At 38.1% G+C, this 26,742-nt stretch carries 36 protein-coding genes and 1 pseudogene; 30 read left to right on the forward strand and 7 right to left on the reverse strand.

The features are described from left to right. Window positions 1-92: 92 nt before the first annotated feature. The 6 genes and pseudogenes from IW510_RS15710 to IW510_RS15735 all read left to right on the forward strand — a co-directional run. Window positions 93-1,001 (forward strand): carbohydrate ABC transporter permease, encoded by a 909-nt coding sequence (locus tag IW510_RS15710; RefSeq protein ID WP_202061350.1) that lies wholly within the window; start codon window positions 93-95, stop codon window positions 999-1,001. Window positions 1,002-1,012: 11 nt separating this feature from the next. Beyond that, window positions 1,013-1,849, forward strand: a complete 837-nt coding sequence (locus tag IW510_RS15715) for a carbohydrate ABC transporter permease (RefSeq protein ID WP_202061263.1) — start codon at window positions 1,013-1,015, stop codon at window positions 1,847-1,849. Window positions 1,850-1,855: 6 nt separating this feature from the next. Then, complete coding sequence (locus IW510_RS15720; protein WP_202061265.1) at window positions 1,856-2,266, forward strand: hypothetical protein; 411 nt, start codon at window positions 1,856-1,858, stop codon at window positions 2,264-2,266. Between the two features lie 15 nt (window positions 2,267-2,281). Next, complete coding sequence (locus IW510_RS15725) at window positions 2,282-4,090, forward strand: glycoside hydrolase family 2 protein (RefSeq protein WP_202061267.1); 1,809 nt, start codon at window positions 2,282-2,284, stop codon at window positions 4,088-4,090. A gap of 8 nt (window positions 4,091-4,098) precedes the next feature. Then, on the forward strand, window positions 4,099-5,865 hold the full coding sequence (locus tag IW510_RS15730; protein ID WP_236674773.1) for a glycoside hydrolase family 2 protein: 1,767 nt from the start codon (window positions 4,099-4,101) through the stop codon (window positions 5,863-5,865). A 321-nt stretch (window positions 5,866-6,186) separates the two neighbouring features. Further along, a pseudogene (locus IW510_RS15735) lies at window positions 6,187-6,726 on the forward strand (peptide-methionine (S)-S-oxide reductase); the annotation flags it as partial. Between the two features lie 77 nt (window positions 6,727-6,803). Here the strand turns inward: IW510_RS15735 and IW510_RS15740 are convergent. From IW510_RS15740 to IW510_RS15755, 4 genes are all read right to left on the reverse strand, one after another. Further along, window positions 6,804-7,934: a site-specific integrase gene (locus IW510_RS15740; protein WP_202061273.1), complete on the reverse strand. Its 1,131-nt coding sequence runs from the start codon at window positions 7,932-7,934 to the stop codon at window positions 6,804-6,806. Between the two features lie 73 nt (window positions 7,935-8,007). Next, complete coding sequence (locus IW510_RS15745; protein WP_202061275.1) at window positions 8,008-8,736, reverse strand: potassium channel family protein; 729 nt, start codon at window positions 8,734-8,736, stop codon at window positions 8,008-8,010. Window positions 8,737-8,827: 91 nt separating this feature from the next. Then, window positions 8,828-9,721 (reverse strand): helix-turn-helix domain-containing protein, encoded by an 894-nt coding sequence (locus tag IW510_RS15750; RefSeq protein ID WP_202061277.1) that lies wholly within the window; start codon window positions 9,719-9,721, stop codon window positions 8,828-8,830. Between the two features lie 567 nt (window positions 9,722-10,288). Then, window positions 10,289-10,651, reverse strand: coding sequence for a helix-turn-helix domain-containing protein (locus tag IW510_RS15755; RefSeq protein ID WP_202061279.1), 363 nt, complete (start codon window positions 10,649-10,651; stop codon window positions 10,289-10,291). 157 nt (window positions 10,652-10,808) lie between these two features. Here IW510_RS15755 and IW510_RS15760 point away from each other — a divergent pair, with 157 nt between their 5' ends. Both IW510_RS15760 and IW510_RS15765 read left to right on the forward strand, forming a co-directional pair. After that, window positions 10,809-11,039, forward strand: a complete 231-nt coding sequence (locus tag IW510_RS15760) for a helix-turn-helix domain-containing protein (RefSeq protein ID WP_202061281.1) — start codon at window positions 10,809-10,811, stop codon at window positions 11,037-11,039. A gap of 223 nt (window positions 11,040-11,262) precedes the next feature. Next, window positions 11,263-11,457 carry a hypothetical protein gene (locus tag IW510_RS15765; protein ID WP_202061282.1) on the forward strand — a complete coding sequence of 65 codons (195 nt, stop codon included), beginning with the start codon at window positions 11,263-11,265 and terminating at the stop codon, window positions 11,455-11,457. On the opposite strand, the gene IW510_RS15770 is transcribed toward IW510_RS15765, so the two are convergent. Next, window positions 11,454-11,693, reverse strand: a complete 240-nt coding sequence (locus IW510_RS15770; RefSeq protein WP_202061351.1) for a DUF1883 domain-containing protein — start codon at window positions 11,691-11,693, stop codon at window positions 11,454-11,456. The two genes, IW510_RS15765 and IW510_RS15770, sit on opposite strands and share 4 nt — an antisense overlap. Window positions 11,694-11,806: 113 nt before the next feature. On the opposite strand from IW510_RS15770, the gene IW510_RS15775 reads away from it, so the two are divergent. The 8 genes from IW510_RS15775 (at window position 11,807) to IW510_RS15810 (ending at window position 15,684) form a co-directional block, all read left to right on the forward strand. Next, on the forward strand, window positions 11,807-12,142 hold the full coding sequence (locus IW510_RS15775) for a MarR family transcriptional regulator (protein ID WP_202061283.1): 336 nt from the start codon (window positions 11,807-11,809) through the stop codon (window positions 12,140-12,142). Between the two features lie 163 nt (window positions 12,143-12,305). Then, window positions 12,306-12,485: a hypothetical protein gene (locus IW510_RS15780; protein WP_202061284.1), complete on the forward strand. Its 180-nt coding sequence runs from the start codon at window positions 12,306-12,308 to the stop codon at window positions 12,483-12,485. A gap of 15 nt (window positions 12,486-12,500) precedes the next feature. Further along, window positions 12,501-12,722: a hypothetical protein gene (locus IW510_RS15785; protein WP_202061285.1), complete on the forward strand. Its 222-nt coding sequence runs from the start codon at window positions 12,501-12,503 to the stop codon at window positions 12,720-12,722. Next, window positions 12,715-13,005: a hypothetical protein gene (locus IW510_RS15790; RefSeq protein ID WP_202061286.1), complete on the forward strand. Its 291-nt coding sequence runs from the start codon at window positions 12,715-12,717 to the stop codon at window positions 13,003-13,005. The genes IW510_RS15785 and IW510_RS15790 overlap by 8 nt, the downstream gene beginning before the upstream one ends. Window positions 13,006-13,230: 225 nt before the next feature. Next, window positions 13,231-14,058 (forward strand): rolling circle replication-associated protein, encoded by an 828-nt coding sequence (locus IW510_RS15795; protein WP_202061287.1) that lies wholly within the window; start codon window positions 13,231-13,233, stop codon window positions 14,056-14,058. Next, the gene (locus tag IW510_RS15800) at window positions 14,055-14,627 is read left to right on the forward strand and encodes a Holliday junction resolvase RecU (RefSeq protein WP_236674774.1); all 573 of its coding nucleotides are present in this window, start codon (window positions 14,055-14,057) and stop codon (window positions 14,625-14,627) included. The genes IW510_RS15795 and IW510_RS15800 overlap by 4 nt, the downstream gene beginning before the upstream one ends. Further along, on the forward strand, window positions 14,620-14,835 hold the full coding sequence (locus IW510_RS15805) for a hypothetical protein (RefSeq protein WP_202061288.1): 216 nt from the start codon (window positions 14,620-14,622) through the stop codon (window positions 14,833-14,835). Before IW510_RS15800 ends, IW510_RS15805 begins: the two co-directional genes overlap by 8 nt. 12 nt (window positions 14,836-14,847) lie before the next feature. After that, complete coding sequence (locus IW510_RS15810) at window positions 14,848-15,684, forward strand: DUF3850 domain-containing protein (protein ID WP_202061290.1); 837 nt, start codon at window positions 14,848-14,850, stop codon at window positions 15,682-15,684. A 15-nt stretch (window positions 15,685-15,699) separates the two neighbouring features. On the opposite strand, the gene IW510_RS15815 is transcribed toward IW510_RS15810, so the two are convergent. Beyond that, window positions 15,700-16,440, reverse strand: coding sequence for a DUF4145 domain-containing protein (locus IW510_RS15815; protein ID WP_202061292.1), 741 nt, complete (start codon window positions 16,438-16,440; stop codon window positions 15,700-15,702). A gap of 121 nt (window positions 16,441-16,561) precedes the next feature. Between IW510_RS15815 and IW510_RS15820 the strand changes: the two genes are divergently transcribed. The 4 genes from IW510_RS15820 to IW510_RS15835 are packed head-to-tail and all read left to right on the forward strand — an operon-like array spanning window position 16,562 to window position 19,244. Then, window positions 16,562-17,521, forward strand: a complete 960-nt coding sequence (locus tag IW510_RS15820) for a DNA cytosine methyltransferase (RefSeq protein WP_236674775.1) — start codon at window positions 16,562-16,564, stop codon at window positions 17,519-17,521. Then, the gene (locus IW510_RS15825; protein ID WP_202061294.1) at window positions 17,518-18,300 is read left to right on the forward strand and encodes a DNA adenine methylase; all 783 of its coding nucleotides are present in this window, start codon (window positions 17,518-17,520) and stop codon (window positions 18,298-18,300) included. The genes IW510_RS15820 and IW510_RS15825 overlap by 4 nt, the downstream gene beginning before the upstream one ends. A 39-nt stretch (window positions 18,301-18,339) precedes the next feature. After that, entirely contained in the window at window positions 18,340-18,729 is a 390-nt protein-coding gene (locus IW510_RS15830; RefSeq protein WP_202061296.1) for a hypothetical protein, read from the forward strand. A 20-nt stretch (window positions 18,730-18,749) separates the two neighbouring features. Continuing rightward, window positions 18,750-19,244 carry a hypothetical protein gene (locus IW510_RS15835; protein WP_202061298.1) on the forward strand — a complete coding sequence of 165 codons (495 nt, stop codon included), beginning with the start codon at window positions 18,750-18,752 and terminating at the stop codon, window positions 19,242-19,244. Between the two features lie 119 nt (window positions 19,245-19,363). On the opposite strand, the gene IW510_RS21605 is transcribed toward IW510_RS15835, so the two are convergent. Continuing rightward, window positions 19,364-19,726, reverse strand: coding sequence for a hypothetical protein (locus tag IW510_RS21605; protein WP_202061301.1), 363 nt, complete (start codon window positions 19,724-19,726; stop codon window positions 19,364-19,366). Between the two features lie 291 nt (window positions 19,727-20,017). Between IW510_RS21605 and IW510_RS15845 the strand changes: the two genes are divergently transcribed. The 10 genes from IW510_RS15845 to IW510_RS15890 are packed head-to-tail and all read left to right on the forward strand — an operon-like array spanning window position 20,018 to window position 26,741. After that, window positions 20,018-20,380 (forward strand): P27 family phage terminase small subunit, encoded by a 363-nt coding sequence (locus IW510_RS15845; protein WP_202061303.1) that lies wholly within the window; start codon window positions 20,018-20,020, stop codon window positions 20,378-20,380. After that, window positions 20,380-22,131, forward strand: a complete 1,752-nt coding sequence (locus IW510_RS15850) for a terminase large subunit (protein ID WP_202061305.1) — start codon at window positions 20,380-20,382, stop codon at window positions 22,129-22,131. The genes IW510_RS15845 and IW510_RS15850 overlap by 1 nt, the downstream gene beginning before the upstream one ends. 16 nt (window positions 22,132-22,147) lie before the next feature. Next, window positions 22,148-23,350: a phage portal protein gene (locus tag IW510_RS15855; RefSeq protein WP_202061354.1), complete on the forward strand. Its 1,203-nt coding sequence runs from the start codon at window positions 22,148-22,150 to the stop codon at window positions 23,348-23,350. Then, entirely contained in the window at window positions 23,347-23,955 is a 609-nt protein-coding gene (locus IW510_RS15860) for an HK97 family phage prohead protease (RefSeq protein WP_330932665.1), read from the forward strand. The genes IW510_RS15855 and IW510_RS15860 overlap by 4 nt, the downstream gene beginning before the upstream one ends. Next, entirely contained in the window at window positions 23,918-25,183 is a 1,266-nt protein-coding gene (locus IW510_RS15865) for a phage major capsid protein (RefSeq protein ID WP_202061307.1), read from the forward strand. The genes IW510_RS15860 and IW510_RS15865 overlap by 38 nt, the downstream gene beginning before the upstream one ends. Window positions 25,184-25,201: 18 nt before the next feature. Next, window positions 25,202-25,441, forward strand: coding sequence for a hypothetical protein (locus tag IW510_RS15870; RefSeq protein ID WP_202061308.1), 240 nt, complete (start codon window positions 25,202-25,204; stop codon window positions 25,439-25,441). Further along, window positions 25,441-25,722 carry a hypothetical protein gene (locus IW510_RS15875; RefSeq protein WP_202061311.1) on the forward strand — a complete coding sequence of 94 codons (282 nt, stop codon included), beginning with the start codon at window positions 25,441-25,443 and terminating at the stop codon, window positions 25,720-25,722. Before IW510_RS15870 ends, IW510_RS15875 begins: the two co-directional genes overlap by 1 nt. Beyond that, the gene (locus IW510_RS15880; RefSeq protein ID WP_202061312.1) at window positions 25,715-26,053 is read left to right on the forward strand and encodes a phage head closure protein; all 339 of its coding nucleotides are present in this window, start codon (window positions 25,715-25,717) and stop codon (window positions 26,051-26,053) included. Before IW510_RS15875 ends, IW510_RS15880 begins: the two co-directional genes overlap by 8 nt. Further along, window positions 26,053-26,427 (forward strand): HK97 gp10 family phage protein, encoded by a 375-nt coding sequence (locus IW510_RS15885; protein ID WP_202061313.1) that lies wholly within the window; start codon window positions 26,053-26,055, stop codon window positions 26,425-26,427. Before IW510_RS15880 ends, IW510_RS15885 begins: the two co-directional genes overlap by 1 nt. Next, complete coding sequence (locus IW510_RS15890; RefSeq protein ID WP_202061314.1) at window positions 26,424-26,741, forward strand: hypothetical protein; 318 nt, start codon at window positions 26,424-26,426, stop codon at window positions 26,739-26,741. The genes IW510_RS15885 and IW510_RS15890 overlap by 4 nt, the downstream gene beginning before the upstream one ends. Window position 26,742: the final 1 nt, after the last annotated feature.

A 26,742-nucleotide genomic window follows, 5' to 3' on the forward strand; every position in this document is an offset into this window, starting at 1 on the left:
GTTTCAATCAGCGACTTGAAACGAATAGAGCTGTCCCTTTTGCCATACTCCTGAGATAAGCATTTAACCAAGAAAGGATTGTTCGCAACATGATGACTTCTACAGAAACGATACCTGCAGAGAGACGCCGTTCGAAGAAAAAGAAGCTGGTGCCATGGCTGTTTTTGGCACCGCACTTGATTATTTTTTCGATATTTTTCCTGATTCCTGTGGTTTTTGGTATTTATATTTCTTTTACAGACTGGGATTTGTTCAGTTCACCGACCTTTGTTGGGCTGGATAATTATAAGGACCTGCTCTTCAATGTAGATTCGACCTTCTATGAGCAGTTAAGGATTGGTTTGAAAAATACATTTCTTTTCGTCTTGTTCTCCGTGCCGTTTTGTATCGCAGTTCCGTTGTTATTGGCTGCTGCACTGAATACAAAACCAAAATTAGGAAAGCTCTTCCAGTCTATTTTTTACATGCCGTCTCTCTTTGCGATATCGGCAGTGGTGATTATTTGGACACTGATTTTCAATGTAAACTATGGACCAATTAATACTTTGTTGGAGACAGACACACCTTGGACAGGTACGCAGCCTTATGCCTGGCTTGCGTTGGTAGCGGTGACTGTTTGGTGGACTATCGGCGGGAATATGATTATCTATCAGGCTGCGCTGAATGGGATATCCAAGGATTTTTATGAGGCAGCCGATATTGATGGCGCAACAGCCTTTCAGAAATTTTTTAAGATTACCTTGCCAGCGATTAGAGGGCAGATTTTATACACTGTTGTGATGACTACGATTGCTCAATTCAATGTGTATGGTCAGCCGTTGATGCTGACAGCGGGCGGCCCCAATAACTCAACACGGGTGTTGCTAATGTATATTCAGCAAAATGCCTTCGGCTCAGGTCAATCCATCGCCGGAATTGCATCAGCAATGGCCGTGATTCTAGGCGTCTGTATTATGGCTGTATCAGCTGTTCAGTTCAAATTTTTGCGAAATAAAGATTAGGAGGCACGAGGATGAAAAAGAGTCCAATATCAAAAATCATTGCATTTATCTTTTTAGTGTTGATGGCCGTCATTTGGATCGTGCCATTATTATACGGTGTACTGACTTCGTTTAAATCAGAAATGGAGTTGATGACTGCCGGATTTAAGCTGTTACCGATTGAATGGGTGCTGACAAACTACACGGAGCTTTTAGTAAATAATTCCAGTACTCCTCTTGTGAAGTGGTTTCTGAATTCATTGTTTATTTCTGTCACTCACACCTTGTTGGTTGTTGTCGTGGTTTCCTTCTCTGCCTTTGCTTACAGTCGGCTTTCCTTTAAGGGAAAGAATGTTTTGTTCTCTTTTTTGCTGGCGAGCATGATGTTTCCCAGCGTAGTGAACTTGATTCCTCTCTATAAAATCGTTGATATTTTAGGCTGGGTAAATACACCGTTGGCAATGATTGTTCCGGGAGCAGCCGGCGTGTTCAATATTTTTTTGGTGAAGCAGTTTATGGATAACATTCCAAAGGATTTCGACGAAGCAGCTCAGATTGATGGGGCAGGAGAATGGCTGATTTTCAGAAAAATTATTTTTCCGTTGATTAAGCCGGTTCTATTGGTTGTGTCGCTCTTTGCTTTCACTGGTTCGTGGAATGATTTCCTATGGCCATCTATTGTCTTCAATGATATTGAAAAAATGCCGATTACTTCCGGTTTACAACTGCTTCAGGGGATGTATCAGGCGCAGCCAACCTTATTGATGGCAGGAGCCTTGGTTGCGATTATTCCGACATTTATCTTGTATCTAGTAGCTCAAAAATACTTTTTGCAGTCAATGTCATTGTCTGCCGGCGTGAAAGGATAGGAGAAAATGAATCGAAAAAGAGAACGACAGCTCATCCGAATTCTAGGGATTTGGCAAATATTGGATGGACTGCTGACAATAGTTGTTTATGGATTCTATCAACAACAGGTGTTCTCCGGAGTCACTACTGCTGGAGAAACACAGGTGAATGCGATTCAAGCGGTGTTTGGTAATGTCTTTATGTTTGTTTGCACCTTTGGCACGTTACTGATTGGTTTGGGCTTAATCAATCTGGTCATTAGTAAACGTTACATAAAGGATAATCAGGTAAATGTCAAAATTGGTGTGTATTTAATCCTTCAAGGGCTTCTATCCTATTTTATTTTGGATATTATCAGCCTTGCGTTGGCAATGTCGGCAGGAGTTATCTTATTGGCTCGAAACAAAGGGATTAAATGGCAGACTCAAAAAACTTAGTTGGGAGTTAAGAATATGATGCGTGTTGAATATCCTCGTCCGCAGTTTAGGCGTGAAAGCTTTTTGATTTTAAACGGGGAGTGGTCCTTTGCATTTGATGATGAGAATAGTGGGTTGGAGGAAAGCTGGTATGAGCACTCGAAAGCCTTCCACCAGACAATCCAAGTGCCTTTTGTCTATCAAGCTTCATTGAGCGGTATCGATGATCGAAGCGTTCATGATATTGTTTGGTATCAAAAAGGGTTTGACTGGGAAAAAAGAAAAAACAAGAAAACGCTGCTGCATTTTGGTGCCGTCGATTATCAGGCGGATGTGTATGTGAATGACCGTTATGTCGGTCAACATATCGGTGGCCATACGTCTTTTAGCTTTGATATCACGAATTTTCTGGTTGATGGGCAGCAATCCATCACCGTTCGCGCTTGGGACCCTCATGATGATGAAACGATTCCGAGAGGCAAGCAGTTTTGGGAAGCAGAGTCGCGAGGGATTTGGTATACGAACAGCACTGGTATTTGGCAGACGGTCTGGTTGGAAGAAGTCGATACTAGGCACATAGAAAAAGTAGCGTTCACACCAAATCTGGACGAAGGCAGTGTTCTTTTATCGGTTACTGTGCCTAAACAAGCTTTAGGGAGTGTGTTGCGTTACAAGATTTCATTTAAGGACACGGTAATTGTAGAGGATCAAACGACGTTGCTTTCACCCTGTACAAAACGAAGTGTTGATATTTACAACCACAAGATTTTTCGGACGAATTTTCATGACCATGGTTGGACTTGGTCTCCGGAGCATCCGAATTTGTTTGATGTGTCATTGGAGCTGCTGGTTGATGGTGAAGTAACCGATTGTGTAGAGAGCTATTTCGGAATGAGAAAAATTCATGTAGAAAACGGCATGATTTTCCTGAATAACCAGCCTTATTACCAAAAATTGATTTTGGATCAGGGCTATTGGCCGGAAGGGCTGTTAACAGCACCATCTGATGCTGCGTTTATCAAGGATATTCAATTGGCGAAAGAAATGGGCTTTAATGGTTGTCGGAAGCATCAGAAAGTAGAAGACCCACGTTATCTCTATTGGGCAGATAAGCTGGGCTTTATTGTTTGGGGAGAATGTGCGTCTGCGCCAGTGTATACCTCAGATGCAGCTGCCAGACTCACACAGGAGTGGGTTGAAATCATTGAACGGGATTATAATCATCCTTCTATCGTCACGTGGGTACCGCTAAACGAAAGCTGGGGCATCCCCGATATCCATCTGAATACGCAGCAGCAGAGCTTTTCCCGCAGTATTTATCACTACTTACACGCGCTGGACACGACTCGATTGGTTATTTCGAACGATGGCTGGGAAATGACAGAGACGGATATCTGTGCGATTCACAATTACAGCCACGGGGAAAAGGAAGAAGTGAAGAAGTATCGCTATTTCAAGGATAGCCTTGCAGATGTAGAGGGCTTAATCCAGCATCCACCGGGGAAATGGGCAACCTTTGCCAAGGGGTTTGCTTATCAAAACCAACCGATTCTATTGACGGAATTTGGCGGTATCGGCTACGAAATTGGTGGACAAACTGGCTGGGGATATACGTCTGCTGGGAATGAAGCGGAATTTTTAGATGACTATGGTCGAATCATGGATGCAATCTACAGCTCGCGCGCATTGTGGGGGTACTGCTATACACAGCTAGCAGATGTCGAACAGGAAATCAACGGCTTGCTGACCTATGACCGTCAACCAAAGGTCTCGTTAGAAGCGATTAAAGAAATCAATGACCAGTATCATCCGGAACGGATTTTTATTGGAAATCAACAGAAATGAGGGGAAGTATGAAAACAATTAGACGTGAACATCCGCGTCCACAGTTTATTCGTGAGAATTGGACGCTTTTGGATGGAACATGGGCTTTTCGATTTGATGATGAGAATGAGGGGATGGAAGCTGGTTGGGCGCAAGGCTTATCTCAGATAGTAGATATCCAAGTTCCCTTTACCTATGAAACTGAGAAAAGCGGAATTAACAATCAAGCACATCACTCGGTTGTCTGGTATGAAAAGCAGCTAACATTAGATGAAGCAAAGCGCTATACGATTATCTTTGAAGGCGCTGATTATTATAGTCAGGTTTGGCTGAATGGTCAGTTGCTAGGAACACATCGTGGGGCATATGAACGATTTGAGTTTGATTTAACTGGTATTGTACAGGGAGAAAATCGCTTGGTCATCCGTGTAGAAGATTCCCTTGCGTGTGAACAGCCTAGAGGAAAACAACGTTGGCTAAAGGACAATTTCGGTTGTTGGTATGTCCAGACAACTGGTATTTGGAAATCGGTTTGGTTAGAGGAACAATACTCTCCAAAACGCCTTTCTTCTGTCAAAATGACACCAAACGTGGATAGCGATCAAATTATTTTTGAACCGATTGTTAAGGGGAGTACAGTAGAGTCGGAGCAGGAACTTATTTTTGAAGCTGAAGTCACCTTTGAAGGCAGTCGAGTTAGTTCATATCGAGGGATTCTACCCCACACGATGACACCGATTGCATTGGAAACAAGAGTGAAGAAGGATGCCTGCTGGGGCACTAAACAATGGTCTCCTGAGACGCCTTACCTTTATAATGTGACCTTCCGTTTATACACAGAGGAGGGACAGCTGCTTGATGAGGTTTCCAGCTATTTTGGTATGCGAAAAATCGCGATTAGAAATGGACAGGTATTGTTGAACAACCACCAGCTGTATCAACGGCTGATTTTAGACCAAGGCTATTGGGAGGAATCAGGTCTGACACCACCATCCGTTGCTGCTTTGGAGAAGGACATTGACCGTATTGTTGAGATGGGCTATAACGGCTTACGAAAGCATCAGAAGCTTGAGGATGAGCGCTTTTTATATCTGTGCGATGAAAAAGGGGTATTAGTCTGGTCGGAAATGGCCTCAACCTATGCCTTCAACGATCAAGCGGTGGATAATTTTATCGATGAATGGCTGGCAATTGTTCGTCAAAATTACAATCATCCATCAATCATCACCTGGGTTCCGTTCAATGAATCTTGGGGTATCAAGGGAATTGAACAAGATGAGAAGCAGCAGCACTTTACGGAGAGTGTCTATTATTTAACGAAAACAATTGATTCTGAACGACCTGTAATCACAAATGATGGCTGGGTTCATACCATTTCCGATATTATCACGCTTCATGACTACGAGGAATACGAGCAGCTGTTTAGTGAGCGATACGAAGATAAAGAAGCAGTGCTAAATGAGGCGTATCAGTTTAATAAGGATTTCTATGCATTCGCTGATGGCTACAGCTATAAAGGACAGCCGATCATGATTTCTGAGTTTGGCGGTATTGCCTTTACCACAGAGAAGCAGGAGGACTGGGGCTATGGCAATCAGGTAGAAAACGAACAGGCCTTCATGACTCGTTTTGACGGGATTCATCGTGCCATCCAAGAGCTGCCGTACATTGTCGGGTATTGCTATACGCAGCTGACAGATGTCGAGCAAGAGGTGAACGGTCTGCTTACCACTGACCGAGCCCCTAAGGTTGATTTAGAAGAGATTAAAAAGATTAATGAACGACGGTTGAAGTGAGAAAATGATTGAGAGATTAATCAAGCCAATTCTTTACAAAGAAGTGACATAAACAGCGTGTTTGCTATATAAGCATGAAAGTATCCCTTAGAATTCCTGAAATATACAGGACTTGGTGCGTTGCCTATCTAGGAGGATTTCCGAAGAAAAATATAAGAAGCAATAATCCGGAAAGTAATGGTGATTTCCGGGTTATTTGCTTTTGTCATGTTGAAGATTCAATTTTTCGCCAACTCCCCAAATATGTGCTAAATTTCAGGTAAGTATTTAAGCAAGGAGTGTAGACTGCTTGCTGTAATCGGACGTAAAGGAGGAGCACTTATGTCTAGAGAAGAAGAGCTGCTACAGGATATCTATAATCTGATTCTCAATTCCGGCACACGAGAATGGGAACGAGCACAGCTGGTTCATGCAAAAAATACGTTAGAAAATGATGCAGATTTCAAGGGCGAGCTGTCGAAGCTGGAAGCCATTTTTCGTCCGCTTGCTTTGAGGAATAATCTGACCCCTGATGTGACTGATTTCTATTTAAAGCTGAAAGGGGAAGCAGGTAACCGCGCGCCGACAGAGCAAGTAATACATCCGATTGATGACCCTGCTTATCAAGAAATTGCCGTCTTCGCCGGGGGCTGTTTTTGGTGTATGGTTGAGCCGTTTGAAACAAAAAGGGGAATTGTTTCTGTTTTGTCAGGCTATACAGGTGGTAATATAGATAAACCGACCTATGATCAGGTACACAGTGGAACAACAGGACATGTCAAAGCAGTAGAAATCATTTTTGATACTCGTATCATCAGCTATGAGGAGCTTGTGACCCTTTATTGGCAAATCACAGATCCGACAGATGCTTTTGGACAATTTTAGAGTTTTTTGAATGGCTTTAAATCAACGTTTGTTTGAACATTTTCTTATTTTGACTACCCCGCTGACTACCCTTTTCATAATTTCATATAATTCAAAAACTTATCAGCAGTTTCTTTTTCGGCTTCTTTCGTAACGTGAGTGTAAATTTCTAATGTGGTATTAATGCTATTGTGGCCCAAGCGTTCTTGAACCTGTTTAATACTTGCACCAGCTTCAAATAATAAAGAAGCATGTGTATGTCTGAAACCGTGCGGAGTGATGTTGTATTCAGCGTAATTTCTTAAGATATCATTTAAAAATGCATTGTGCAGCAATTCGTTTTTATTGTTACTGAAAACTAATTGATTTTCTTCCTTCTTCACTCGAACGCCTCGCGACAATAGATATTTTTTTTGTTCAAACTTCCATTTTTTTAATAAGCTTGCAGTATCCACGTCTACCGAGATTGTTCTATTTGAGTTGGTTGTCTTAGTCGTGGTGATGTGAGCCTTCCCATCCAAATAGTATCCAGTTTTTGATACAGTCAATGAGTTTGTTACAAAATCTATATCAGACCAACAAAGGGCGGCTAACTCTCCTTTACGAAGTCCGGTGTACGCCAGCACATGGAACATGAGAAAAACGAACGGTTCATCATTCCGCTTTACATCTTCAAGAAATTCCTTCAGTCGTAGTTTATCCAAAAAGTTACTTTCTTTCGTCCGCTCTTTTTCTTTTGCTCGAGGAATCAGAATCTTATCCATTGGATTATACTGAATAAGATTCATGGATAAAGCATAGTTAAAAACTTTTTTCGTATAACTACGCAAGCGAGAGGGCGCTCCCTTTTCATTCCATTCATTTACAACATTCTGACAATAAGCAGCATTAATTTTGTTTATCCTCTTACTACCAAAGTTAGGTAATATCTGGTTGTCAAAAAGATAAGTAACCCTTTGCGAAGTAGAGGGTTTGACACTCAATTTATAATTCTCAAACCATAGTTCATAAATATCTTTAAAAGAACTAAAGTCTTGCTTAACGAAACTATTAGATTCGACTTCAAGTTGTAATTGAGCAAGAGCCAATTTAGCTTCTTTTGCTGTTCTGAACCCTCGTCGAGTAGTACGTTTCTTTTTTCCGGTTAATGGATCAACGCCTAAGTAAGTTTGAAACATGTAGGCTTGTGATCCGTCTGCTTTTACATATTTTTTTATTGTAGCCACCGTTCTCACTCCTCCAACATACATCTATTGCATGTTAATTTTTGTCTCAATTTCCTATTGTAGAAAATTGAAATTATTGTTTTTCGTCAATTTTCTTTTCTAAAGCTTCTACTTTTTCTATTAAATATTCTATCTTAGTTAATAGTTCATCTTTTGATTCACCAGATTGACTTTCGCCTCCATTAAAAAATTCAGTAATCGTCGAAGTAAGCAAACCTATGAAACCAATTCCCAAAAGCATCAGAACAATCGCTGCTATCCTACCGAATGGGGAAGTTGGGGAAATATCTCCGTAACCCACTGTTGTTGTAGTAACAAGCGCCCACCAAAGAGAGTCTGCGAAAGGGACATTTTCAGCAACCGAGTAAGTCGTTGCTGAAATTAAAATGAGAATTACGCTTATGTATAGTACATTAATAAAGCCGTTTGTCTTAAGAAATCCATTTAGATTCCTTGATAGTTTGCCAGTTATGCCAACTAATCTGCTGAGCCTAGATATACGACTTATCCTAGCTATCCTAAAAATCCTAGCTACTCTAAAAAATGAGAAAATAGAGGAGAATGGAATAATAGCAATTAAATCGAAGATATTCGTTAGAAAAAATTTCTTCTTCTCTTCAGCAAGGTACAGTCTAGCAATATAATCTACAGCAAAGATAATCAATATGGATGTATCAACAACTAGGTATGGTTGTTCTGAAAGATTTATAACAGATGCAAAATCGAGAACAACCATGAATATAGACAAAATCGAAAGAACAATTATTGAAAACTCATAATTTTTATTTTTAAATATTTTCATTTCTTCTCCTTATCTCTGGTATAATTCTATTTGTAATAGGCCTTAGAGATAAGGGGATAGCTAATCAGTATTTGCGGTACTGATTAGCTATTTATCTGTCTTTTATTAACGAATCTTTGATATTATTAGGATCACCAAACGCAAGCTCTTCAATTTCTTCTTTCAATAAATTCGCTGTAGCATCGTCTCCTAAATCTCTTAACACAGAGATATAATTCAACAACTTCCCATAATACTCAGAATCATGCGTAGTAAGAAATAGGCAGAGATTTTCTAAATATCTAATAGAGAGCTTGAAGTAGTAATCCGACTTTTGCGCATCAATATTTTTAGATTGTTCAAGATAGTACATCGCTTCTTCGTAATGTCCATCATAAATCCTTTTAGAAATAACATTTAGAACTGCTGTGAAAGCATACTTTTTTGTTTCGGAATCACGCATATTTTCTTGTTCGATAGGGTACATTTTAGTGAAAATTAACTTTGATTCATTATCTGGAAAGTAAATAACTACATTGCATAGAAGGCAATAATCAAAATATCCATAATACTTTCTAGTAGATAAATGATTAACTAAATGTTGAACTTCATTTCTAGTCAATTCCTTTAGGTCCCATTCGTCTTTAAAATGACTTTTAATCGAATAATAATACATTAAGTTTTTGGAAATATCAGAATACTGGTAATCTGATTTGAAATAATTCTCAAGTAAGAAGTCTCTGAGAAGCTTATCTGACGGACTACCGGAAGCTCTTCTAAATTGGAGTACAAAGTTATGAGGGTAGTCTAGTTTGCTGGCAAAGTTATAAAATTCGACAGGTTCCAAATCAAGTGTATCTATTATTTGGTTCAGAGTATTTTGATTCAAAATTATTTTTCCGGATTCTATTCGTGACAATGTTTGCAGAGTTTTTCCAATATTTACATCAGATAATCTTAGCTCCTTTTTCTTCCTGAGTGTTCTTATTGCATTTCCCAAATCCATTTATAACAGCCTTTCTAAGTGTGTTTTACGTGTAATGTAATCGCAAAAAATATGGTTTGTTATGCTATTTTACCTTCGATAGTAAGATAAAAATTACAATCCACTCTTTTTTAGTTGCTTTAAACGCAAACGATTTTTTTTCTTCCTTTAGTTCATGAGTTTTATCTGCTAAAATTTACATATAAAGTAAGGAAGGAGAGATAAAATGACAATTGCTGTATTGGTAACAGTAGTGATAGTACCTCTAATTATTCAAACAGGGGTATAAAAAAACAGGAGCCACATCCCCGACGATCAATCTCAGATGTTATCGCACTTAGCTAGTGCTGCTCCTGCACGCGTGCTTTAGAAGCACACCTACATCAAGTATAGCAAAATATACTTAAGAAAACACTAGTTTTTATTCCCTAAATCATTAACCAGACCCGTTAATATAAAAAGGGAGATGTTAGTATGGATTACTATAAAAAGGAAATAATCCGAATTATAAAAGGAATGTCTGATAATAGAAAGCTTGAAAAAATTCTTATCATTTTAATAAAATTAGACCAAAAAGGCTGAGGAAACTCAGTCTTTTGTTTTGATTAAAGTATCAATAAAGCTCTCAACCAATAACAAATCTCGTTTACTTAAATGGTTTAATTTAGTTATAATAATTGCTCGCTCGCTTGAATCATCATTTATGAGGTCTGCGATTGTTTCTGCTTGAAGATTTTCTTTTGCGTCAAGTCCTAAAATATATTCTGGAGTTAAGTCTAGTATATTTGAAAAATTTTGAATTTCATTTAGAGGGTATTGGTGTTTCAAATTCTCATAACGAGATAAAGTAGATTTTGGAATATTTAATCTCCTAGCCATCTCCGATAAGGATATTCCTAACTCATTTCTTCTACTTACAATAATATCTCGAATAGTTTTGTTGTCATTCATAAAAGCACTCCTTTCAGAGATATTATACCATATAGTTCCGAAAACGAAACATTTTTTTGATATTAAAATAAAATTCGTTACAAAAATGGAACGAACCTGATATTATATACTCAATAAGGTTGATAATAGCCTAAGAATAAAAAGGGAGGGATGGCAGATGTTTAATACAGGCAGAATAAAAGCTGAACGCATTGCTGCTGGTTTAACTCAAGAAGATATCGCAAAAAAAATGGGATGGTCTAGAACAAAATATTCTAAGTTTGAAAATGGAAAATCAAAGACTGGTGCAGACGATTTGGCTGAGTTTGCTGAAATAGTAGGTGCAACAAATATGAATATTTTTTTTAATTTTAATGTTCCGAAAACGGAACGAACGAAATCAGCATGAGGAGGTAGCGCATGAATTGGGTCATAGGATGTTGGGCATCCATAATTTTATCCGGTTTTTTCACTGCAAAGAAAGAAAAACCGAGTATAACAGGAATTATACTCGGAAGCATTGTCGGGTACTTGCTTATAAAATATCTTGAATAAGTAAACCTTGTATTATCGCAGGAGGTCAAGCTCGAAGAACGAAAAAGTCAAAAAATCAGCATGAGGAGGTGCGAGGAATGGAAGGAAAGAGAATAACGTCAGAAAAAGACAAGTTTGAATTCGTTGAAAATGTGTTGTCTTTCGCAATTGATAAAAGCTGGACTATCAGCAACTTAACTGATGCTTTTGGCGAGGCAATAGAGTATATGGAAAATAATGCAACACTAAACGAGCTGGCCGATCCAGAAATGCCAGCTCGTACAAAGGATTAGTAGAACTGGTATTTATACTGTCCGCTACCACGAACAATTAAATACCATCTACCCGAACCGTTAACGCTGATTGTCACAGGTGTTTTAGTGTAATGCCCTCCAAAATAGGTATATTTTTGGCCAGCATTCATCTTCTGATAATTCGAAGAATCTACTAAAAACACATCAGCGGCATGCTTTAATTCAACCCTTACGGATAGAGTACCGCTTGAATCAGCGTATGGAATTTTCGCCATCTTTTTCACCTCGCTTTCTTCATTATTTCGACAGACCACTTATCGATACACCGATTATACAGGAAGCGAGAAATAGAAGAAACGCCAAAAAGTAAAAAAGGAGCTGAGACACAATGCCAGTAATGGAAGTAACCGAAGGTGAGCGACAAATGATTTTCGGATTAAGAAAATGCCTAGAAGAAAACAATGAGTCTCAGATGAAAACTGTAGAAGAGGCTTATTTCGCCAAATCAAAGCAAACAATCTATACAAAAGCGGAACTTGCTAAAAAATGGGGCTGTTCCATAAAGTTAGTTTCGCAAATATTGAATAATCATGATGTCAAACCTATCGGAAAAAGAGGGAAAGAGCATGAATTCGCCATCGAACAAGCTCAAGTTGCTAAAGATAAACATGATAAACGAACACTTCACGATCATGAATTATCGGTGAAAGTTAGAGCTATGTAAAAAAGAAAGTAGGAAACAGAATGAAGCTTATGTTCATAATTATTACTCTCATCTTCTTCATAATAGCAATCGCCTATCTAAAACTACTACAATTTACAGCTGCCGGATTATATCTCATTATCTGGCTCATATTATCCATTATCTATAGAAGGGAACTAAGAGAATGAAAAGAAAAATGATTCGAATTTTACAAGATGTAGCCTTAATGTCATTGCTGGGCCTTTCTTTCAGAGCGTCCTTATCACTTGGTTTCTTATCTGTGGTTATTTGGGTGGCTGTTGGAATTACCAATGAGCCTAAGAAAATCAAGGTAAACGGAAAAGAACGAAAAATAATTAATTGAATGGAGGTGCTTTACATGCAAACAAGTTATTATCCAGACCAGATAAATAAATACACAACGGAGGAGCAATTTCAAAAACATAGAGAAGCGCTAAATGCTATCGAAAATTATTACAACGAACACGGTATGACCACAGTCTCCTATGACTCAAGGCAAAAGATAGTCAGTGAACGGAAACTCTTAGACAAACATTATCGAAGATTCAAAAATAGAAAAAGAAGTGCTTGCGATGAATAGACGCTACAGCAATGAGCAAAAACAAGCAGCAACAGTATTTTTCTCTTCAAATAACGGAATCATCCTAGAAGAAGAGGAAAAACCTTCTGGAAATTATGTGTATCAAGTGAAGATAGATGGATTGAACAAGCGGTTCAAAATTGAAAACGACCGATTATGGTTGTGGAGAAATTGGGATTGGCGTCCCGTCTATGAAGCGACACTACCTAGGCTACAAGATAACATCAGTCGGTTAGATAAACTCAGAGAAACTATTTTAGATCAAATGGAAAAAGCAACATGAGCAGCCACTCATATCGCTTAAAAATACAAAAGAAAAAACCTTGTCGGACAACAAGGTTCAACTATCTTCATCAAGAGAGACAAAGAAAACTTTTCACAGGTTAATTATACCACTCTTGATGAAGTTTTTCAATGCGAAACGTTGATAAATCGGCGTTTCTTACCACTTGTAATAGGTATTAACGTTAGGTGCATAGAAGAATAATCAAGAGTGGAGATAAGTAAAATGGCATTTATTAGAGAACGAACAATCACGATAGGAAAATATGTAGAAACAGATATCATTCCACGAACAGCAGCAGCTGAAATAGCCGTGAGAAGTAACCGAGGGAGAAAAAGAGAAGTATCCCGACCTGCTCAACAAAATCTGAATAATAAAAATAGCCATAGATACTTTACTTGGCTTCTTCAAGGGAATTTTGAAAATGGTGATTATTATATGACTTACACATATAAGCCGAAATTTAAACCGAAGACTATAGGGGGGGCACAAAAGGAGATTAAAAATTGGCTGGGGAGGTTAAGACGTAAAGCGAAGAAAACCAGTGTCGAACTTAAGTATATGATTGTCACTGAATTTACAGAAGAGGGAGAAGCAGGAGATATAAGTAATATTCACCATCATGTGATTATTAAAAAAGGACTGAACGCAGAAGAAATTATTGACACGTGGTCCAAAGGAAGAGGGAAGAACAGAGAGCCAATCGGTATTGTCCATTTCTCTTTGATTCAATCTGATAGCGACGGGCTATTGGCAATCGCTAACTACTTATCAAAGCAAAAAAGATGGAAAAAGGGTTGTAAAAGCTGGTCATCAAGCAAAAATCTTAACAGACCTTTTCTCTCTATTGATGATCACGATAGAGATTATTCAAAAAGAAAGGTAGAAGCATTAGCGCTAAGCAACGACGGTGGTGAAGAGTTCTTTCGTCGTAAATATAAAAATTACCGGATTACCCATATCGAATGTAAATATTATGAACTCACAGGATGGCATATTTACTTGAGAGCATGGCGTGATTCCGGGGATGATGAAGGAGGTAGTAATCAATGACAAAAAAGAAGGATTCGGCTAGAAGCTACAAAAGCAAAATGAATAACGCTCAAGGCTCAGCTTTTGAAAAAATGATAGTAGGTGGATGCGCTGCTTATAAGAAAAGAGGCCGCGCTCTGATTGAGAAAACACCGGAACCGTTCAAAATTATTAGGAAAGAAGATGGAGGCCGTGCTATCGTTCAGTTCCAAAAGCATAAGAAGGCTCAGTGCGATTTCAAGGGAGTTCTAAATGATAGGCGTGCAATCATCTTTGAATCGAAAGCAACGACAGAAAAAAGAATGAATCAGAATCGTTTATCTGCTGCACAACTTGAACAACTAACAGAATATGAAAAAATGGGTGCTGTTGCTGGTGTGTGCGTGTTAATTAATAAAACTGCTGCTTTTATCCCGTTTTCTATTTGGTCACATATGAAAAGCATTTATGGCCGAAAGTATATTACTGAAGAAGAGGCAGAAATCTTTCAAGTAGAGACACCTGGAACCATTCAATTTTTAAATTATGTGGATGTCGACAGAGTAATTGAATTTATTGATCAACAAGAAGAGGGATTTTTCTATGACTGAGGAAACAACTGAAAGCCTTCTTGCCGGATACTTCGAAAAACACAACTTGATTTTTTATTCAGCACGACCAATAAACGAAAATGGTGAACGGGTCATGGTTATTGAATTTGGATGTGACATGGGAGTATTTCTGATGAAGCTACAAAGTGACTTGCGGTTATATTGCCAAGATAAAACAAGGAAAAAATGGATTGAAATACACTACTGAGGAGGTTGAGAAATGAGTAAGGTAGAGGAAACAAAAGAGATGATAACAATACATCGCAGTTACTTATATACGATGAAAGAAAGTGCCGAGAAATGGAAAGAACCTGCAATGGTCCTGACAGATAATATGATTCAAGATTACGAAAAACTGTATACGCTGATTAAAGAGGTTGAATCCGAGCAGGAAGTGCTGCAGAAGAAAGCTGATGCTTATGACGAGATAATGAATGCTGCTACAGACCGAAATAACCTTGAAGAAAGTATTGCTTTGAAACTAAAAGAATTTATCGAATCTGATTGGGATTTTTACGACGAATCCGAAATAGAACAAGGATCGATTGAATATGCTCAAAAAATCGTTGAACTATTTGAACAGAGCAAGCCTGTTGAGATACCTCGTTGGCTCGCTGATTGGATCGAAATGAAAAGAGCCGAGCAACTATATTCAGACAACACGCTTTTTAAAGTGATTGTGCTTAAATGTCGAAACCAATCATTTGAAAAAGAATGGATTCGATATATTGAAAATAACATGCCTGTGGTCGCGAGAGCTATTTTGGATGGCTACACGGCGAAGCAGGAACCTGTCGTTCATGCCTTGAAACTAGATACACTGTATTTTGATGATGTTGAGTCAGGTGTTAAGACCTTTGAAATTCGGAAAAACGACAGACTGTATCGAGTCGGGGATATCCTTTCTCTTGGAGAATACAATCCAAATTCTAGAAGTTATACAGGTAGAGAATGTAGAGTGCAGGTTATATACATCACTGATTACGCTCAGCAAGATAATTACGTTGTGTTGGGGGTTGAACCAGTAGAGGGGGGAACAGGGATGACAAATAAATAGGAGACTAAAAATCTCCTATTTTGAGGGTGAATTAATTATTTTTAAAGCTTCCTGATAATTTAACTGATTTTCAATGTCACTAATAAGAGATTTTATAAAAACTTTGAGTGACTCAATACTATAATCAGGATGCTGTCTAGTGTAATGGGTCTCATCATTTCCTAGATAAGTAATCGCCTTTGCTAAATCTCTTAGTTTTTTGCTAGGAAGATGTTTTATTTTCTCTCCTAAAGGCGTTTTTGGGTTTTTTAAGGTGGCTTCATCGGTACCATCAGGAGTGTATGCTAGTAAATAATCAGTGATTAATATTTCTATCGCTTTCCTGAGTCCCATTCCAGCAATTTCGTCAAGTTCTTTCGAATCAGCTATGAGAGCCTGTTTATAAATATTCAAAAAACGAGGAGATAAAGTCGTTATATTTTCAGAGATACTAATTTCTAGTTTAGGTGAATATTTGTAAGGAACAGGACCGTGAGTAGTATAAACAAGATTATTGAGATGTTGTCTATAAATAGGTTCACAAGAATATTCCAGAGCATAGTAGCTTTCGCAGTCTTTCATAGTGCATTGTAAAAGGATAGCAATGTCAAAAGAGTAACCCTCCGTAATAAGCTCGGAAGACCAACTTACTAGAGTGCGTCCTCCCAAAAATTCCGGAGACATAATTTCTCCACAATGCGGACAGTTTCCTGGGACTTCAAAAGTAAAATCTTTCTCTGTTTCATTGTTGAAAATAACAGGAATTGTTTTTTGCATTAAATGACCTCGTTTCTATGTTTTAATAATTTAATTATAACAGAAACGGATTGTGGTATTTTGAAAAGATAAAATTATCGAAGTATTCTATAGATACAGAAAAACTGAAAGGAGCGGAGGTTTGCGGCCGCAGAAAGAGCTCTTTACTCCTTTTGTGAATAATATGACACTACAGATTTTAGAATTATTCGGCGGTATTGGCTCACCTAGAGCCGGACTTAAGAAAATGGGTATCAAAGTAAAGTCGATTGACTATGTAGAAATTGACCCGTTAGCTGTTGCAAGCTATAACGCAATGTTTGCAGACGAACTGGAATATAATACTCAATCAGTTATTAACTGGAATTTAAAGCCAGATATTCTCATACATGGCAGTCCATGCCAAGATATAAGCATTGCCGGGCTTCAAATGGGAGCAGATGAAGGAAGCGAAACACGGTCAAGCCTTATGTGGGAAACAATACGAATCATTCAGCAATTCGGAGAATGGCGACCACCTGTCGTTATTTGGGAAAATGTAAAAGGTGTATTGCACAAACGAATGCGTAAGAACTTTAACCGATACCTTGAAGAGATGGAGAAAATGGGCTATTCAAACAGCTTCAAAATTCTTGATGCTCGTGACTTTGGACTACCACAAGCAAGGGAGAGAGTCTTTACAATCTCTACATTGGGGCAAGCGTTCAATTTTGAAATGCTTAAAACCACTAAAATGAATCATCTTAGCGAGTACCTGCAGGACAATTCGGAAGTAAGCGAAGCCTATACAGTCACTCAACCAAGTATCTTATCTGTTGTTGGACAGAAAGGAATCAAGCGAGCAACTGTTATTGAAGATTTCGCCTATACAATCACCACCAGACAGGACCGAAGCCCGGCGCAAATTATCGACTGCGGGGATCGTTACAGGTATCTCACAGAATTAGAGTGCTGGAGGCTACAAGGATATAGCGATGAAGACTTCTATAAAGCAGCATCTGCTCATGAACGCAGAGGACGCTTTATCATGCCTCTTTATAAGCAGAGTGGCAATAGTATTCCGGTGCCGATATTTGAAAGTATTTTCGAGGTGCTCCTATGAAACGAATACTAAACTATCCAGGTTCTAAATGGAGACTTGCAGATATCATTATAGAGAATATGCCGCCACATACTACTTACATCGAACCATTTTTTGGCAGCGGTGCTGTTTTCTTCTCGAAAGAAGCATCAACGGTTGAAACAATCAATGATTTGAATGAGCGAGTATATAACTTTTTCAAAGTTTGCAGGGAGCAACCGGAGCAGCTGGCAAAACTTGTATATCTAACACCACACAGCAGGCAAGAGCAACAGTTAAGCGATAAAGAGGGCGGAAACGAATTAGAAAATGCTAGAAAGTTCCTAGTTCAATCATGGCAGACTGTTGGAGGAGTCCAAAGGCACAAAAGCGGTTGGCGTTCAAATATTGATAAGATGGGCGGAAAACTTCATGAGTGGAACGAGATACCAGAAAGAGTTTTAGCGGTAGCCGAACGACTCAAACATGCTCAGATAGAAAATCAAGATGCAGTAAAACTGCTGCAGCGTTACAGCAGAAAAGACGTTTTCGCATATGTTGACCCTCCATATTTGCTGAGTACCAGAAAAGGCAGATATTACGAAACTGACATGGAGGACGAGCAGCAGCCGGAGCTTTTAGAGGTCCTTAGAGATTTCAAAGGAAAATTCATCCTATCGGGGTATGACAATGAACTGTATAACGATATCCTGAAAGATTGCTACAAAGTTTATATCAATGCTCAAGCAGAAGCCGGCCAGAGTCGCACAGAAGTATTATGGATGAACTACGAGCCAAGCGGTCAAATGACTTTACTATAAAACTGCGTATATTAATTAAAAGCTAGGAGGAAACAATCAATGAAATTGAATCCAAAAAACATTGAAATATTAACACCAGACCAATTTAAAATGGTCGCCTCTGATAAAATGACGGTTACGAGCAAATCTGTGACTGTCAGCGCCTCATTAGTCAAACAAATGGGATACCCGGAATATGTTCGTTTATATCTCGATAGAATAGAGAAGCAATTATTTATTGTTTCTTGTGAACGGGAAACAGAGGGTGCTCGTAAATTTTATAAATCGAGTGCCAAATCAAAGACAGCTCTATTCGCCAGTGCTAAGTTAGCGAAAGTGTTGGCAGAAGTTGGAGGTTTTGAAATAACCAAAGGAAAAGCGAGATTTGACGCAGAGAGCGTCGAAGGAAGAGAGAATGCATTAGGCTTTGATTTAAGCAAACCTAAATAATTATAAAGGAATGAAGGTAGATGGGAGAACATACTCAGATTATCGAACTTGGTGATAGCACGATTAGGAAATTAGCAAAAGAAGTTCATGAACTAAATTTAGCTGAAAAGAAGAGAATCAGAGATAACGCTTATCACAATACTAAATTGTTGATGAGTAACTATCATCTTTTGAAGGCGCATTGCGATATCATAAACGAACAAATCTCTGGTGACTTGCTTAGCGGGATTTGGGGAGATGATAGATTCCAATTATCTACCTTGATGGAGAATAAAGCAAAAACATCAAAATTAATGAATCATGTAGATAGAGCGTTGGAGGAGTTCGAAAGAAAGAATCCAGAAGGATATACCATGTTGAAAATGAAGTATCTGAATAAGAATAAATTGAGCGACGTGGATATTTCCGTAGCATACGGCACTGAAAGAAGCGTTGTTACAAAGAAACTAAAACATCACTTACGACAATTATCAATAATACTTTTCGGAGCAGAAGTAATTATAGCTGATTTCTGATGCACATTTCGTGCACACATGATGCACATATTCCGTGTTATTATGCTAGTATCAAATAATTTGAATTTCTCTAGTACGAATACAAATTATTGAAAAGGAAGAGTTATCTATAGATTATTCTACTCACAAAATAAAATAATCGTCTTATAGATGTTTCTCCTTGAGCTTCTGCTGCTATCTGCGGAAACAGAAACAGCAGCGAACGACTCAGCATCGTTACACACGAGGCTATCCGGCTGAGCGGAGGGCATCGTATAACAAGAGTAAGATCGCTTAAACAGCGGTCTTTTTCTTTTATAGAAAATTAAAAACATAGATACAGGAGAGGGGCGATTATACGAAGAAAGTAAACCCATTTTATCAATCAAAGAAATGGATAAAAAAGAAGAATAAGGTGCTAAGAAAATATAAATATGAATGTCAGGAATCATCGCGCTTTGGTAACAGGGTCCTTGCTGATGTTGTTCATCATATTTATCCATTAGAAACTTATCCGGCGTTAGCTTTAGTTGAATGGAATCTATTGCCATTGACGAATGAGAAACACAATTCTTTTCACAGTAGAAAAGATCATTCAATCACTAAAGCTGGTAGATACTGGCAGCGAAAAAGAAAAAAAGAATTTGAAGAGTGGAAGAAAAATAATAGCCCCCCTTCAGTTTGAAAATAAAAAATGAGCAATGAGAACCGAGGATGAGGACTTCTTCCCCCCACGAGGCAATTTTAGAAAAAAGGGGTGTGAGGGAGAAAAAAGAAGGAATCGAGGTGATGAAATGGCAAAGATAAAAAGCAAACGAACGTTGAAAAATAGCGTGGTTCGGTCAATGGAGGAGCTAGGAAAGTATAAGAAAGAGTATGAGATAATTATTGACATTTTTGTAGATTTATTGGATCAATACCAACATCTTTACAATGAGTTTGAAGCTTCTTCTTATAAAATTACAGCTGACTATACAAACAAAGCCGGGGCGACAAATGAAAGAAAAGTTCCTTTGGTTACAGCCTTAGAAAGTCTAAGGAAAGATATTATGAACTATTCTGATCGATTATGCTTAAACCCTAAAGCATTGAATGAAACTAAAAATAAAAAGCCAGCCAGTTCGTCGCCATTTAGTTCATTAATGAAAAATCTGTAATGGATATCACTAAAATCGATTCCCCTCATTTTTCGGTTGCTATAGAATACGCGACGGCGATTGTCGAAGGAAGAAAGACAGCTTGCCAAGAAAACCGTCAAGCAGCTCAACGATTTCTTGACGATTTAAAGCGTGATGATTTGGAGTTCCGGCAGAATCAATTTGATTTTGTAATCAATTTTATTGAAAAAGGAATCACACACCAGCAAGGAGAAGATTTGTCTGGCCGTTCATTAAGAGGTACACCTCTTTATTTACAACCATGGCAGAAGTTTATCATTGTTAATTTGCTAGGCTTCTTTTTACCCGGTACGAACATACGTCGTTTTAGAGAATCATTGTTGATGATTGCACGGAAAAATGGAAAGACTGCATTTGCCAGTGCGTTGGGCGAAGCCCTTTCAGTTATTGAAGCGCGCTCCGGAAGTAAGCTGTATATCCTTGCCAATAGCTTAACACAAACAATGGAGTCTTTCGGATTCCTAAAATATAACATTGAAAGATTCGACGACACAGCATTTCAGATTCGAGATAATAACCAAGAACATTCCATCACAGCCGATTTTGGTGAGGATGGTTCTTTTTATATTCGAGCCTTGGCAAACGATCCAAAACGGCTTGATTCTCTTAATAGTAATTTGTTAATACTTGACGAGGTTCATACGTGGAAGTCAGCAAAACAGTATATTTTAATGAAGAATAGCCAGAAGGCTTACAGAAATAAATTGTTGATTGCCATTAGTACCGCCGGAGATATCCCCAGCGGATTCCTAGCGAATCGCTTGAAATATTGTCAGAGTGTTTTAACTGGTACGATCACCGATGATGAATACTTTATTTTTATTTGTAAAGCCGATCAAGATGAAAAAGGAGAAGTAAAAGAATATACTGATCCTAAAATTTTAGAGATGGCTAACCCATCGATGGGTGTATCGGTTTCTTTAGACGATTTAAAAAGGGATGCAGAACTGGCTTTAAACGATCCTCAAACACGAGGCGAATTTTTCAATAAGACATTGAATATTTTCACTTCATCTATGTTGGCCTATTTTGACATTAATGAATTTATTCATAGTAACGATCAGTATGGTTGGACGCTAGAAGAACTACTAAAGAAAAAAATCAAGTGGTACGGCGGAGCAGATTTATCAAAAATGCACGATTTAACAGCAGCTGCTTTATATGGTTCTTTCGACCATGATGGGAAAGAAATTGATATTGTAATCACCCACGCGTTCTTCCCGGTTGTAAATGCAACAAAGAAAGCGGAAGAAGATGCTATACCGTTATTCGCATGGAAAGATGATAAACAACTTACTATGTCTAATACTGCAACTACTAGTTACGATGATATTGTTAACTGGTTTATTAACATGAGAAAAAAAGGATTCAAAATTGCGAAAGTTGGTTTTGATAGAAAATTTGGCCGTGAGTTCTTCCAAAAAATGAAGAAAGCAAAATTCAAAATAGTGGATCAACCGCAATATTTTTGGAGAAAGTCAGAAGGGTTCCGGCGTATTGAACTAAAAGTTAAGAATACAGAGTTTTATTATTTAAACAATGAATCATTTGAATATTGTGTTCAAAATGTCAGAGCAATAGAGAAAACAGACGACATGATCCAATATGAAAAAGTAGATGGTGATAATGGTAATATGCGAATTGATATTTTCGATGCTGCCGTCTTTGCCTGCTGTCAAATGTTAGAAGACACCGGAAAATCCGGCATGGCTGACTACTTAGAGAATTAGGAAAGGAAAGATGAACATGGGATTTTTTAACCGTATCAGAGGAAAGATAAAAATTAGATCAGAGCCAGAAGAAAAACCGTCGGTCGGGTATTTTCTTTCAGAAGAGGCAAAAAATTTGCTTGTTCCCGGCTATACAAGATTAAGTGATAATCCAGAAGTTCGGATTGCTGTTGATAAGATTGCGGACCTTGTTTCTAATATGACTATACACCTGATGGAAAATACAGATAAAGGTGATATCAGAATAAAGAATGAATTATCTAAAAAAATTGATATTAACCCTTGTCAAAATATGACACGTAAAAATTGGGTTTACTGGATTGTAAAAACGTTACTTTTAGAAGGTGATGGGAATTGTGTTGTATTCCCATCAATCGAAAGAAATATCATAAAAAATTTGGTTCCGTTGTCTCCTTCAAAGGTTAGTTTTATTGAAGACATGGGAACCTATACTATTTTATATAATGGAAATCAATATTTTAGTCCAGAAGATGTCCTTCATTTTGTAATCAATCCAGATCCGGAAAAGCCGTGGTTAGGTACTGGCTATCGTCTTACATTAAGGGATATAACTAGTAATTTGAAGCAAGCAACGGCAACAAAAAAAGCGTTCATGAGTAGCGAGTATATGCCGAATGTCATTATAAAAGTTGACAGCGATGTAGATGAACTAGACTCAGAAGAAGGGCGCGAAAAGCTGGAAGATCGTTACTTGAAACGATCGAAAGCCGGAAAACCGTGGATCATTCCAGCGGACCTTTTAGAAGTTCAGCAAGTAAAACCGCTAACGTTGAAAGATATTGCTATCAATGAAGCTGTTGAACTTGATAAAAAAACCGTGGCCGGTATTCTTGGTGTGCCTTCTTTCTTTTTGGGAGTAGGGGCATACAACAAAGATGAATACAACAATTTTATCACTACAAAAATAATGTCAATCGCTCAAATTTTGCAGCAGACATTAACAAAAGGTCTGTTGACAAACCCTTCATACTTTTTCAGGTGTAATTCAAGAAGTTTATACGCCTATGATGTGGAAACTTTGGGTAATCTAGGGATGAATATGTACACTCGTGGGCTGGCAACAGGTAATGAGGTTCGGGGGTTAGTAGACTTTAATCCACTTGATAAATTGGATGAACTAGTCATTTTAGAAAACTATATTCCGGTCGGTATGATCGGGGAGCAAAAAAAATTAAATGGAAATGAGGTGGAAGAGTGAAAGTTAGATCAGGAATAAAACAATATAGAAGTATCAGCACAGACATTCAAACCAGAAGCGAAGAAACCAGCGAAGAAAAAAGAATTGCTGCTTATTTCGCTATATTTAATAAAGAAACTGAATTATGGCCGGGGGCTTTTGAAGAGGTTGCTCCAACAGCTTTTGGGAACATTGGGGATGTTCGTGGTCTTTTCAATCATGATACAGGAAAAGTATTAGGTCGAACTAAATCTAATACATTAACTTTACAAGTAGATGAAAAAGGATTGTACGGAGAAATTATTGTCAATGAAAATGATTCTGAGGCTGTCAATCTTTATGAGCGAGTAAAACGAGGGGACATAGATCAATGTTCGTTTGGATTCGAGATTGTAAAAGAGCATGAAGAATGGCGCGAAGATGGTTCTGTAAAATGGACGATTGAAGAAGTTGAATTGTTTGAAGTGTCTATTGTTGCCTTTCCAGCTTATCAAGACACAATAGCGGAGGCAAGGCAGCAACAATTTAAAAAAATAAGTGAATCGCGTATGGCGGCAAAAAAACAACAATTGAAGGAGAGAATAAAAAATGGCATTAAGAAAATTAGTTATCGGGAAAAAACTTAGAGAGTTAAAACCAGCGTTGAAGGATGTTAGGTCAGTATTATCTGGTTTTTCTAAACGTGAAGGAGAACTAGAGGCGGCAATCGAAGAGGCTTCAACAGATGAAGAAATGAAAGCAGTTGAAGAAGAAGTAGAGCAGTTAGAAAAGGAAATCGAAGAGAAAAAAACAGAAGAAACTGAGCTAGTCGAAGAAATTGAGCAGCTGGAAGAAGAGCTAGCAGAATTAGAAGAGCAGCAACGAGCTGTATTAGGAGAAGGAGCGAAAAGAAATATGCCAAAAACACAACAAGTAAGAACCGTCCAAGAAACAGGAGGGGCAATGACTGTCAGACAATCATTACAAGTTCCGGAAGTTCGAGATTTCTATACAAATATCATGAATGCCATGAGCGAGAAAAGAGCTTTAACGGATGTTGAAAAGACAATTCCGGAAATTGTTCTTGATCGTATAGAATCTAAACTTGGTGACTACAGCGTTCTGTATAGCGAAGTAACCGTAGAACCAATTAAAGGAAAAGGGCGTGTGATGCTTGCTGGCGACATTCCGGAAGCGTTCTGGATTGAAATGACAGGAGCACTTAAAGAAATTGATGATGAATTTGATTTTACAGAATTGGATGGTTTTTCTTTAGCTGGATATGTGCCTGTTCCAAACAGTATCATTGAAGATTCTCTAATCAACCTTGCTGCATTTGTAGAAAAACGAATCGCTCAGGCAATCGCCAAAGCGCTGGATAATGCTATTTTGAATGGGAAAGGCGCTACGGATAAACAACCGGAAGGGATCATTCCAAAAATCGTAGCTAATAACAAGAAAACTTCTGATGGATCACTTGCAGATATTGTTTCACATTTAGGGCTAGTAGATGTTGATGGAACGGGTGGCGAAGTAGTATCTGTAATGAATCGTGTTACTTATTACAACAGAATTTTGCCGCAAACGATCACAACGACTGACGATGGTCGAACAGTAGCCGGAAATGTCAGCAATCCTAATATTGCTGGTGTAAGAACCATCTTATCAGCTCATATGAAAACAGATGAAATTGTGTTGGGAGACTTAAAACAATATTTACTTTCTGAGCGCGCTAGTATTCGTCTTGAATCTTCTACAGATGTCAAATTCATTGAGGATCAAACCGTATTTAAAGGCGTAGGGCGTTACGATGGTAAGACAATTAAAGAAAAGTCGTTTGCATTGGTTACTATTCAAGACGTACCAGGATCATAAGAAGGAGAGGGTAGAGCCATGTATAGCGTACTGAAAAAATTTCGGGATTTAACCGATAATAACAAAGTTTATGAACAAGGTGAAATTTATCCAAGAGAAGGTCACGAGCCGAAACAAGCACGAATTAAACAGCTGTTAGCGAATGATAATAAAGGGCGTGCAGAAGTATTGAAGGGTTCGCCCATCATTGAAAAAATCGAAGAAGGAGCAGCAGATCCGGAGCTATCAATTGATGAAGTAAAAGATGGTGTTGAGTGATGGGAAAGGAAGAGAGTCAAGCATTGACTTTGCTTAAAATGAACTTAGGAATCTCTAAAGAAAATAGAGATTCCTATTTGTCTGCAATCATTGAAGGCGTTAAAACGGAAATGAAAGATAAAGGTGTTACCCTCAGTGATGAAAATTCTGATCATCTTATGTTTTTAGTAGATTTTGCTGCTTGGCGGTATCGATCAAGAGGCGAAGGGATTCTTCCGAGAAATCTCCAGTTTAGAAAGCACAATCTAATTATAAAATATGGTGGTGTGAGTAATGAATAATACGTGGGATGATGAAGTTACGCTAATTAAAGAAGTGTATAAATTAGATGAAGCCGGCCAGCTAGTCTATGATGCTATCGGTCAGCCAATTCAAGATACGGACAAGAAAGAAAAAGTTTGTTGTTATGAAAAACCAATCAGCCGGTCAGAGCATTATGCAGCTGGTCAAAATGACATTCAAGTTCTTTACTTGCTTGTTGTTCATCCGTATGAGTATGAGGGAGAAACCACAGTCATTTATAATGATCAGCGGTTGCATATTGAAAAAACCTATTTAATGAATGCAGAAGAAATCGAGTTAACCTGTATTGAAAAATTAGGTGATCAGTAATGACAACAACCGACAATCTGACAGCTGCGATTGTAAATGAATTGAGAACTTATACTGAAGAAGTTCAAAAAGATATTGATGCAGCAGCGGAAAAAATCACGAAAGAAGCCGCTGATAGGTTAAAGGCAGATAGCCCCAAACGAACAAAAAAATATTCAAAAGGATGGCGAGTTAAAAAAGTATCGAATGGTGGAGAGAATAGTTTTTCATGGATTGTTCATAATGCTACACGTTATCAGCTTACCCACCTTTTAGAACGTGATCACGCTTTAAGAAATGGTGGGAGATCAACAGCGACAAAACATATTGAACCAGTAGAAGCGGAAGCTGTTCAAGAGTTTATCCAAGCTGTAGAAGGAGCGATACGCCGATGAAGTTAGAGGAAATAAAAAAGATACTAGATTCTACAGGCTTACAGGTTGCTTACCGTCAATGGGAAAAAGGGAAGGTTCCTAACCTTCCCTATATTATTTATTATCAAGAAAATACGGATAATTTCACAGCGGATAATCACGTTTTTCATAAAGGTATAAGAGTATCCATCGAGTTGTATTCTAATTTGAAAAATATTCTTGCTGAAGAGGCTATAGAAAAAATTTTTGATGAAAACAAAATCGAATGGGAAGCATCCGAAACCTATATAGAATCTGAAAGAATGTACTTAGTTTTATATGAAACTACAATTTAGG

Origin of the sequence: Enterococcus sp. BWR-S5 (assembly GCF_016745255.1) — a bacterium.
Classification (GTDB): domain Bacteria; phylum Bacillota; class Bacilli; order Lactobacillales; family Enterococcaceae; genus Enterococcus_L.

Coding starts and splice junctions, on each gene's coding strand:
- IW510_RS15795 (WP_202061287.1), top strand. CDS start 13,231: ATGGCATTTATTAGAGAACGAACAATCACGATAGGAAAATATGTAGAA.
- IW510_RS15880 (WP_202061312.1), top strand. CDS start 25,715: ATGAATAATACGTGGGATGATGAAGTTACGCTAATTAAAGAAGTGTAT.
- IW510_RS15760 (WP_202061281.1), top strand. CDS start 10,809: ATGTTTAATACAGGCAGAATAAAAGCTGAACGCATTGCTGCTGGTTTA.
- IW510_RS15785 (WP_202061285.1), top strand. CDS start 12,501: ATGCAAACAAGTTATTATCCAGACCAGATAAATAAATACACAACGGAG.
- IW510_RS15790 (WP_202061286.1), top strand. CDS start 12,715: ATGAATAGACGCTACAGCAATGAGCAAAAACAAGCAGCAACAGTATTT.
- IW510_RS15770 (WP_202061351.1), bottom strand. CDS start 11,693: ATGGCGAAAATTCCATACGCTGATTCAAGCGGTACTCTATCCGTAAGG.
- IW510_RS15810 (WP_202061290.1), top strand. CDS start 14,848: ATGAGTAAGGTAGAGGAAACAAAAGAGATGATAACAATACATCGCAGT.
- IW510_RS15890 (WP_202061314.1), top strand. CDS start 26,424: ATGAAGTTAGAGGAAATAAAAAAGATACTAGATTCTACAGGCTTACAG.
- IW510_RS15875 (WP_202061311.1), top strand. CDS start 25,441: ATGGGAAAGGAAGAGAGTCAAGCATTGACTTTGCTTAAAATGAACTTA.
- IW510_RS15775 (WP_202061283.1), top strand. CDS start 11,807: ATGCCAGTAATGGAAGTAACCGAAGGTGAGCGACAAATGATTTTCGGA.
- IW510_RS15745 (WP_202061275.1), bottom strand. CDS start 8,736: ATGAAAATATTTAAAAATAAAAATTATGAGTTTTCAATAATTGTTCTT.
- IW510_RS15780 (WP_202061284.1), top strand. CDS start 12,306: ATGAAAAGAAAAATGATTCGAATTTTACAAGATGTAGCCTTAATGTCA.
- IW510_RS15710 (WP_202061350.1), top strand. CDS start 93: ATGACTTCTACAGAAACGATACCTGCAGAGAGACGCCGTTCGAAGAAA.
- IW510_RS15815 (WP_202061292.1), bottom strand. CDS start 16,440: ATGCAAAAAACAATTCCTGTTATTTTCAACAATGAAACAGAGAAAGAT.
- IW510_RS15720 (WP_202061265.1), top strand. CDS start 1,856: ATGAATCGAAAAAGAGAACGACAGCTCATCCGAATTCTAGGGATTTGG.
- IW510_RS15805 (WP_202061288.1), top strand. CDS start 14,620: ATGACTGAGGAAACAACTGAAAGCCTTCTTGCCGGATACTTCGAAAAA.
- IW510_RS15845 (WP_202061303.1), top strand. CDS start 20,018: ATGGCAAAGATAAAAAGCAAACGAACGTTGAAAAATAGCGTGGTTCGG.
- IW510_RS15855 (WP_202061354.1), top strand. CDS start 22,148: ATGGGATTTTTTAACCGTATCAGAGGAAAGATAAAAATTAGATCAGAG.
- IW510_RS15850 (WP_202061305.1), top strand. CDS start 20,380: ATGGATATCACTAAAATCGATTCCCCTCATTTTTCGGTTGCTATAGAA.
- IW510_RS15755 (WP_202061279.1), bottom strand. CDS start 10,651: ATGAATGACAACAAAACTATTCGAGATATTATTGTAAGTAGAAGAAAT.
- IW510_RS15765 (WP_202061282.1), top strand. CDS start 11,263: ATGGAAGGAAAGAGAATAACGTCAGAAAAAGACAAGTTTGAATTCGTT.
- IW510_RS15730 (WP_236674773.1), top strand. CDS start 4,099: ATGAAAACAATTAGACGTGAACATCCGCGTCCACAGTTTATTCGTGAG.
- IW510_RS15750 (WP_202061277.1), bottom strand. CDS start 9,721: ATGGATTTGGGAAATGCAATAAGAACACTCAGGAAGAAAAAGGAGCTA.
- IW510_RS21605 (WP_202061301.1), bottom strand. CDS start 19,726: ATGGATAAATATGATGAACAACATCAGCAAGGACCCTGTTACCAAAGC.
- IW510_RS15885 (WP_202061313.1), top strand. CDS start 26,053: ATGACAACAACCGACAATCTGACAGCTGCGATTGTAAATGAATTGAGA.
- IW510_RS15830 (WP_202061296.1), top strand. CDS start 18,340: ATGAAATTGAATCCAAAAAACATTGAAATATTAACACCAGACCAATTT.
- IW510_RS15725 (WP_202061267.1), top strand. CDS start 2,282: ATGATGCGTGTTGAATATCCTCGTCCGCAGTTTAGGCGTGAAAGCTTT.
- IW510_RS15825 (WP_202061294.1), top strand. CDS start 17,518: ATGAAACGAATACTAAACTATCCAGGTTCTAAATGGAGACTTGCAGAT.
- IW510_RS15870 (WP_202061308.1), top strand. CDS start 25,202: ATGTATAGCGTACTGAAAAAATTTCGGGATTTAACCGATAATAACAAA.
- IW510_RS15715 (WP_202061263.1), top strand. CDS start 1,013: ATGAAAAAGAGTCCAATATCAAAAATCATTGCATTTATCTTTTTAGTG.
- IW510_RS15865 (WP_202061307.1), top strand. CDS start 23,918: ATGGCATTAAGAAAATTAGTTATCGGGAAAAAACTTAGAGAGTTAAAA.
- IW510_RS15800 (WP_236674774.1), top strand. CDS start 14,055: ATGACAAAAAAGAAGGATTCGGCTAGAAGCTACAAAAGCAAAATGAAT.
- IW510_RS15835 (WP_202061298.1), top strand. CDS start 18,750: ATGGGAGAACATACTCAGATTATCGAACTTGGTGATAGCACGATTAGG.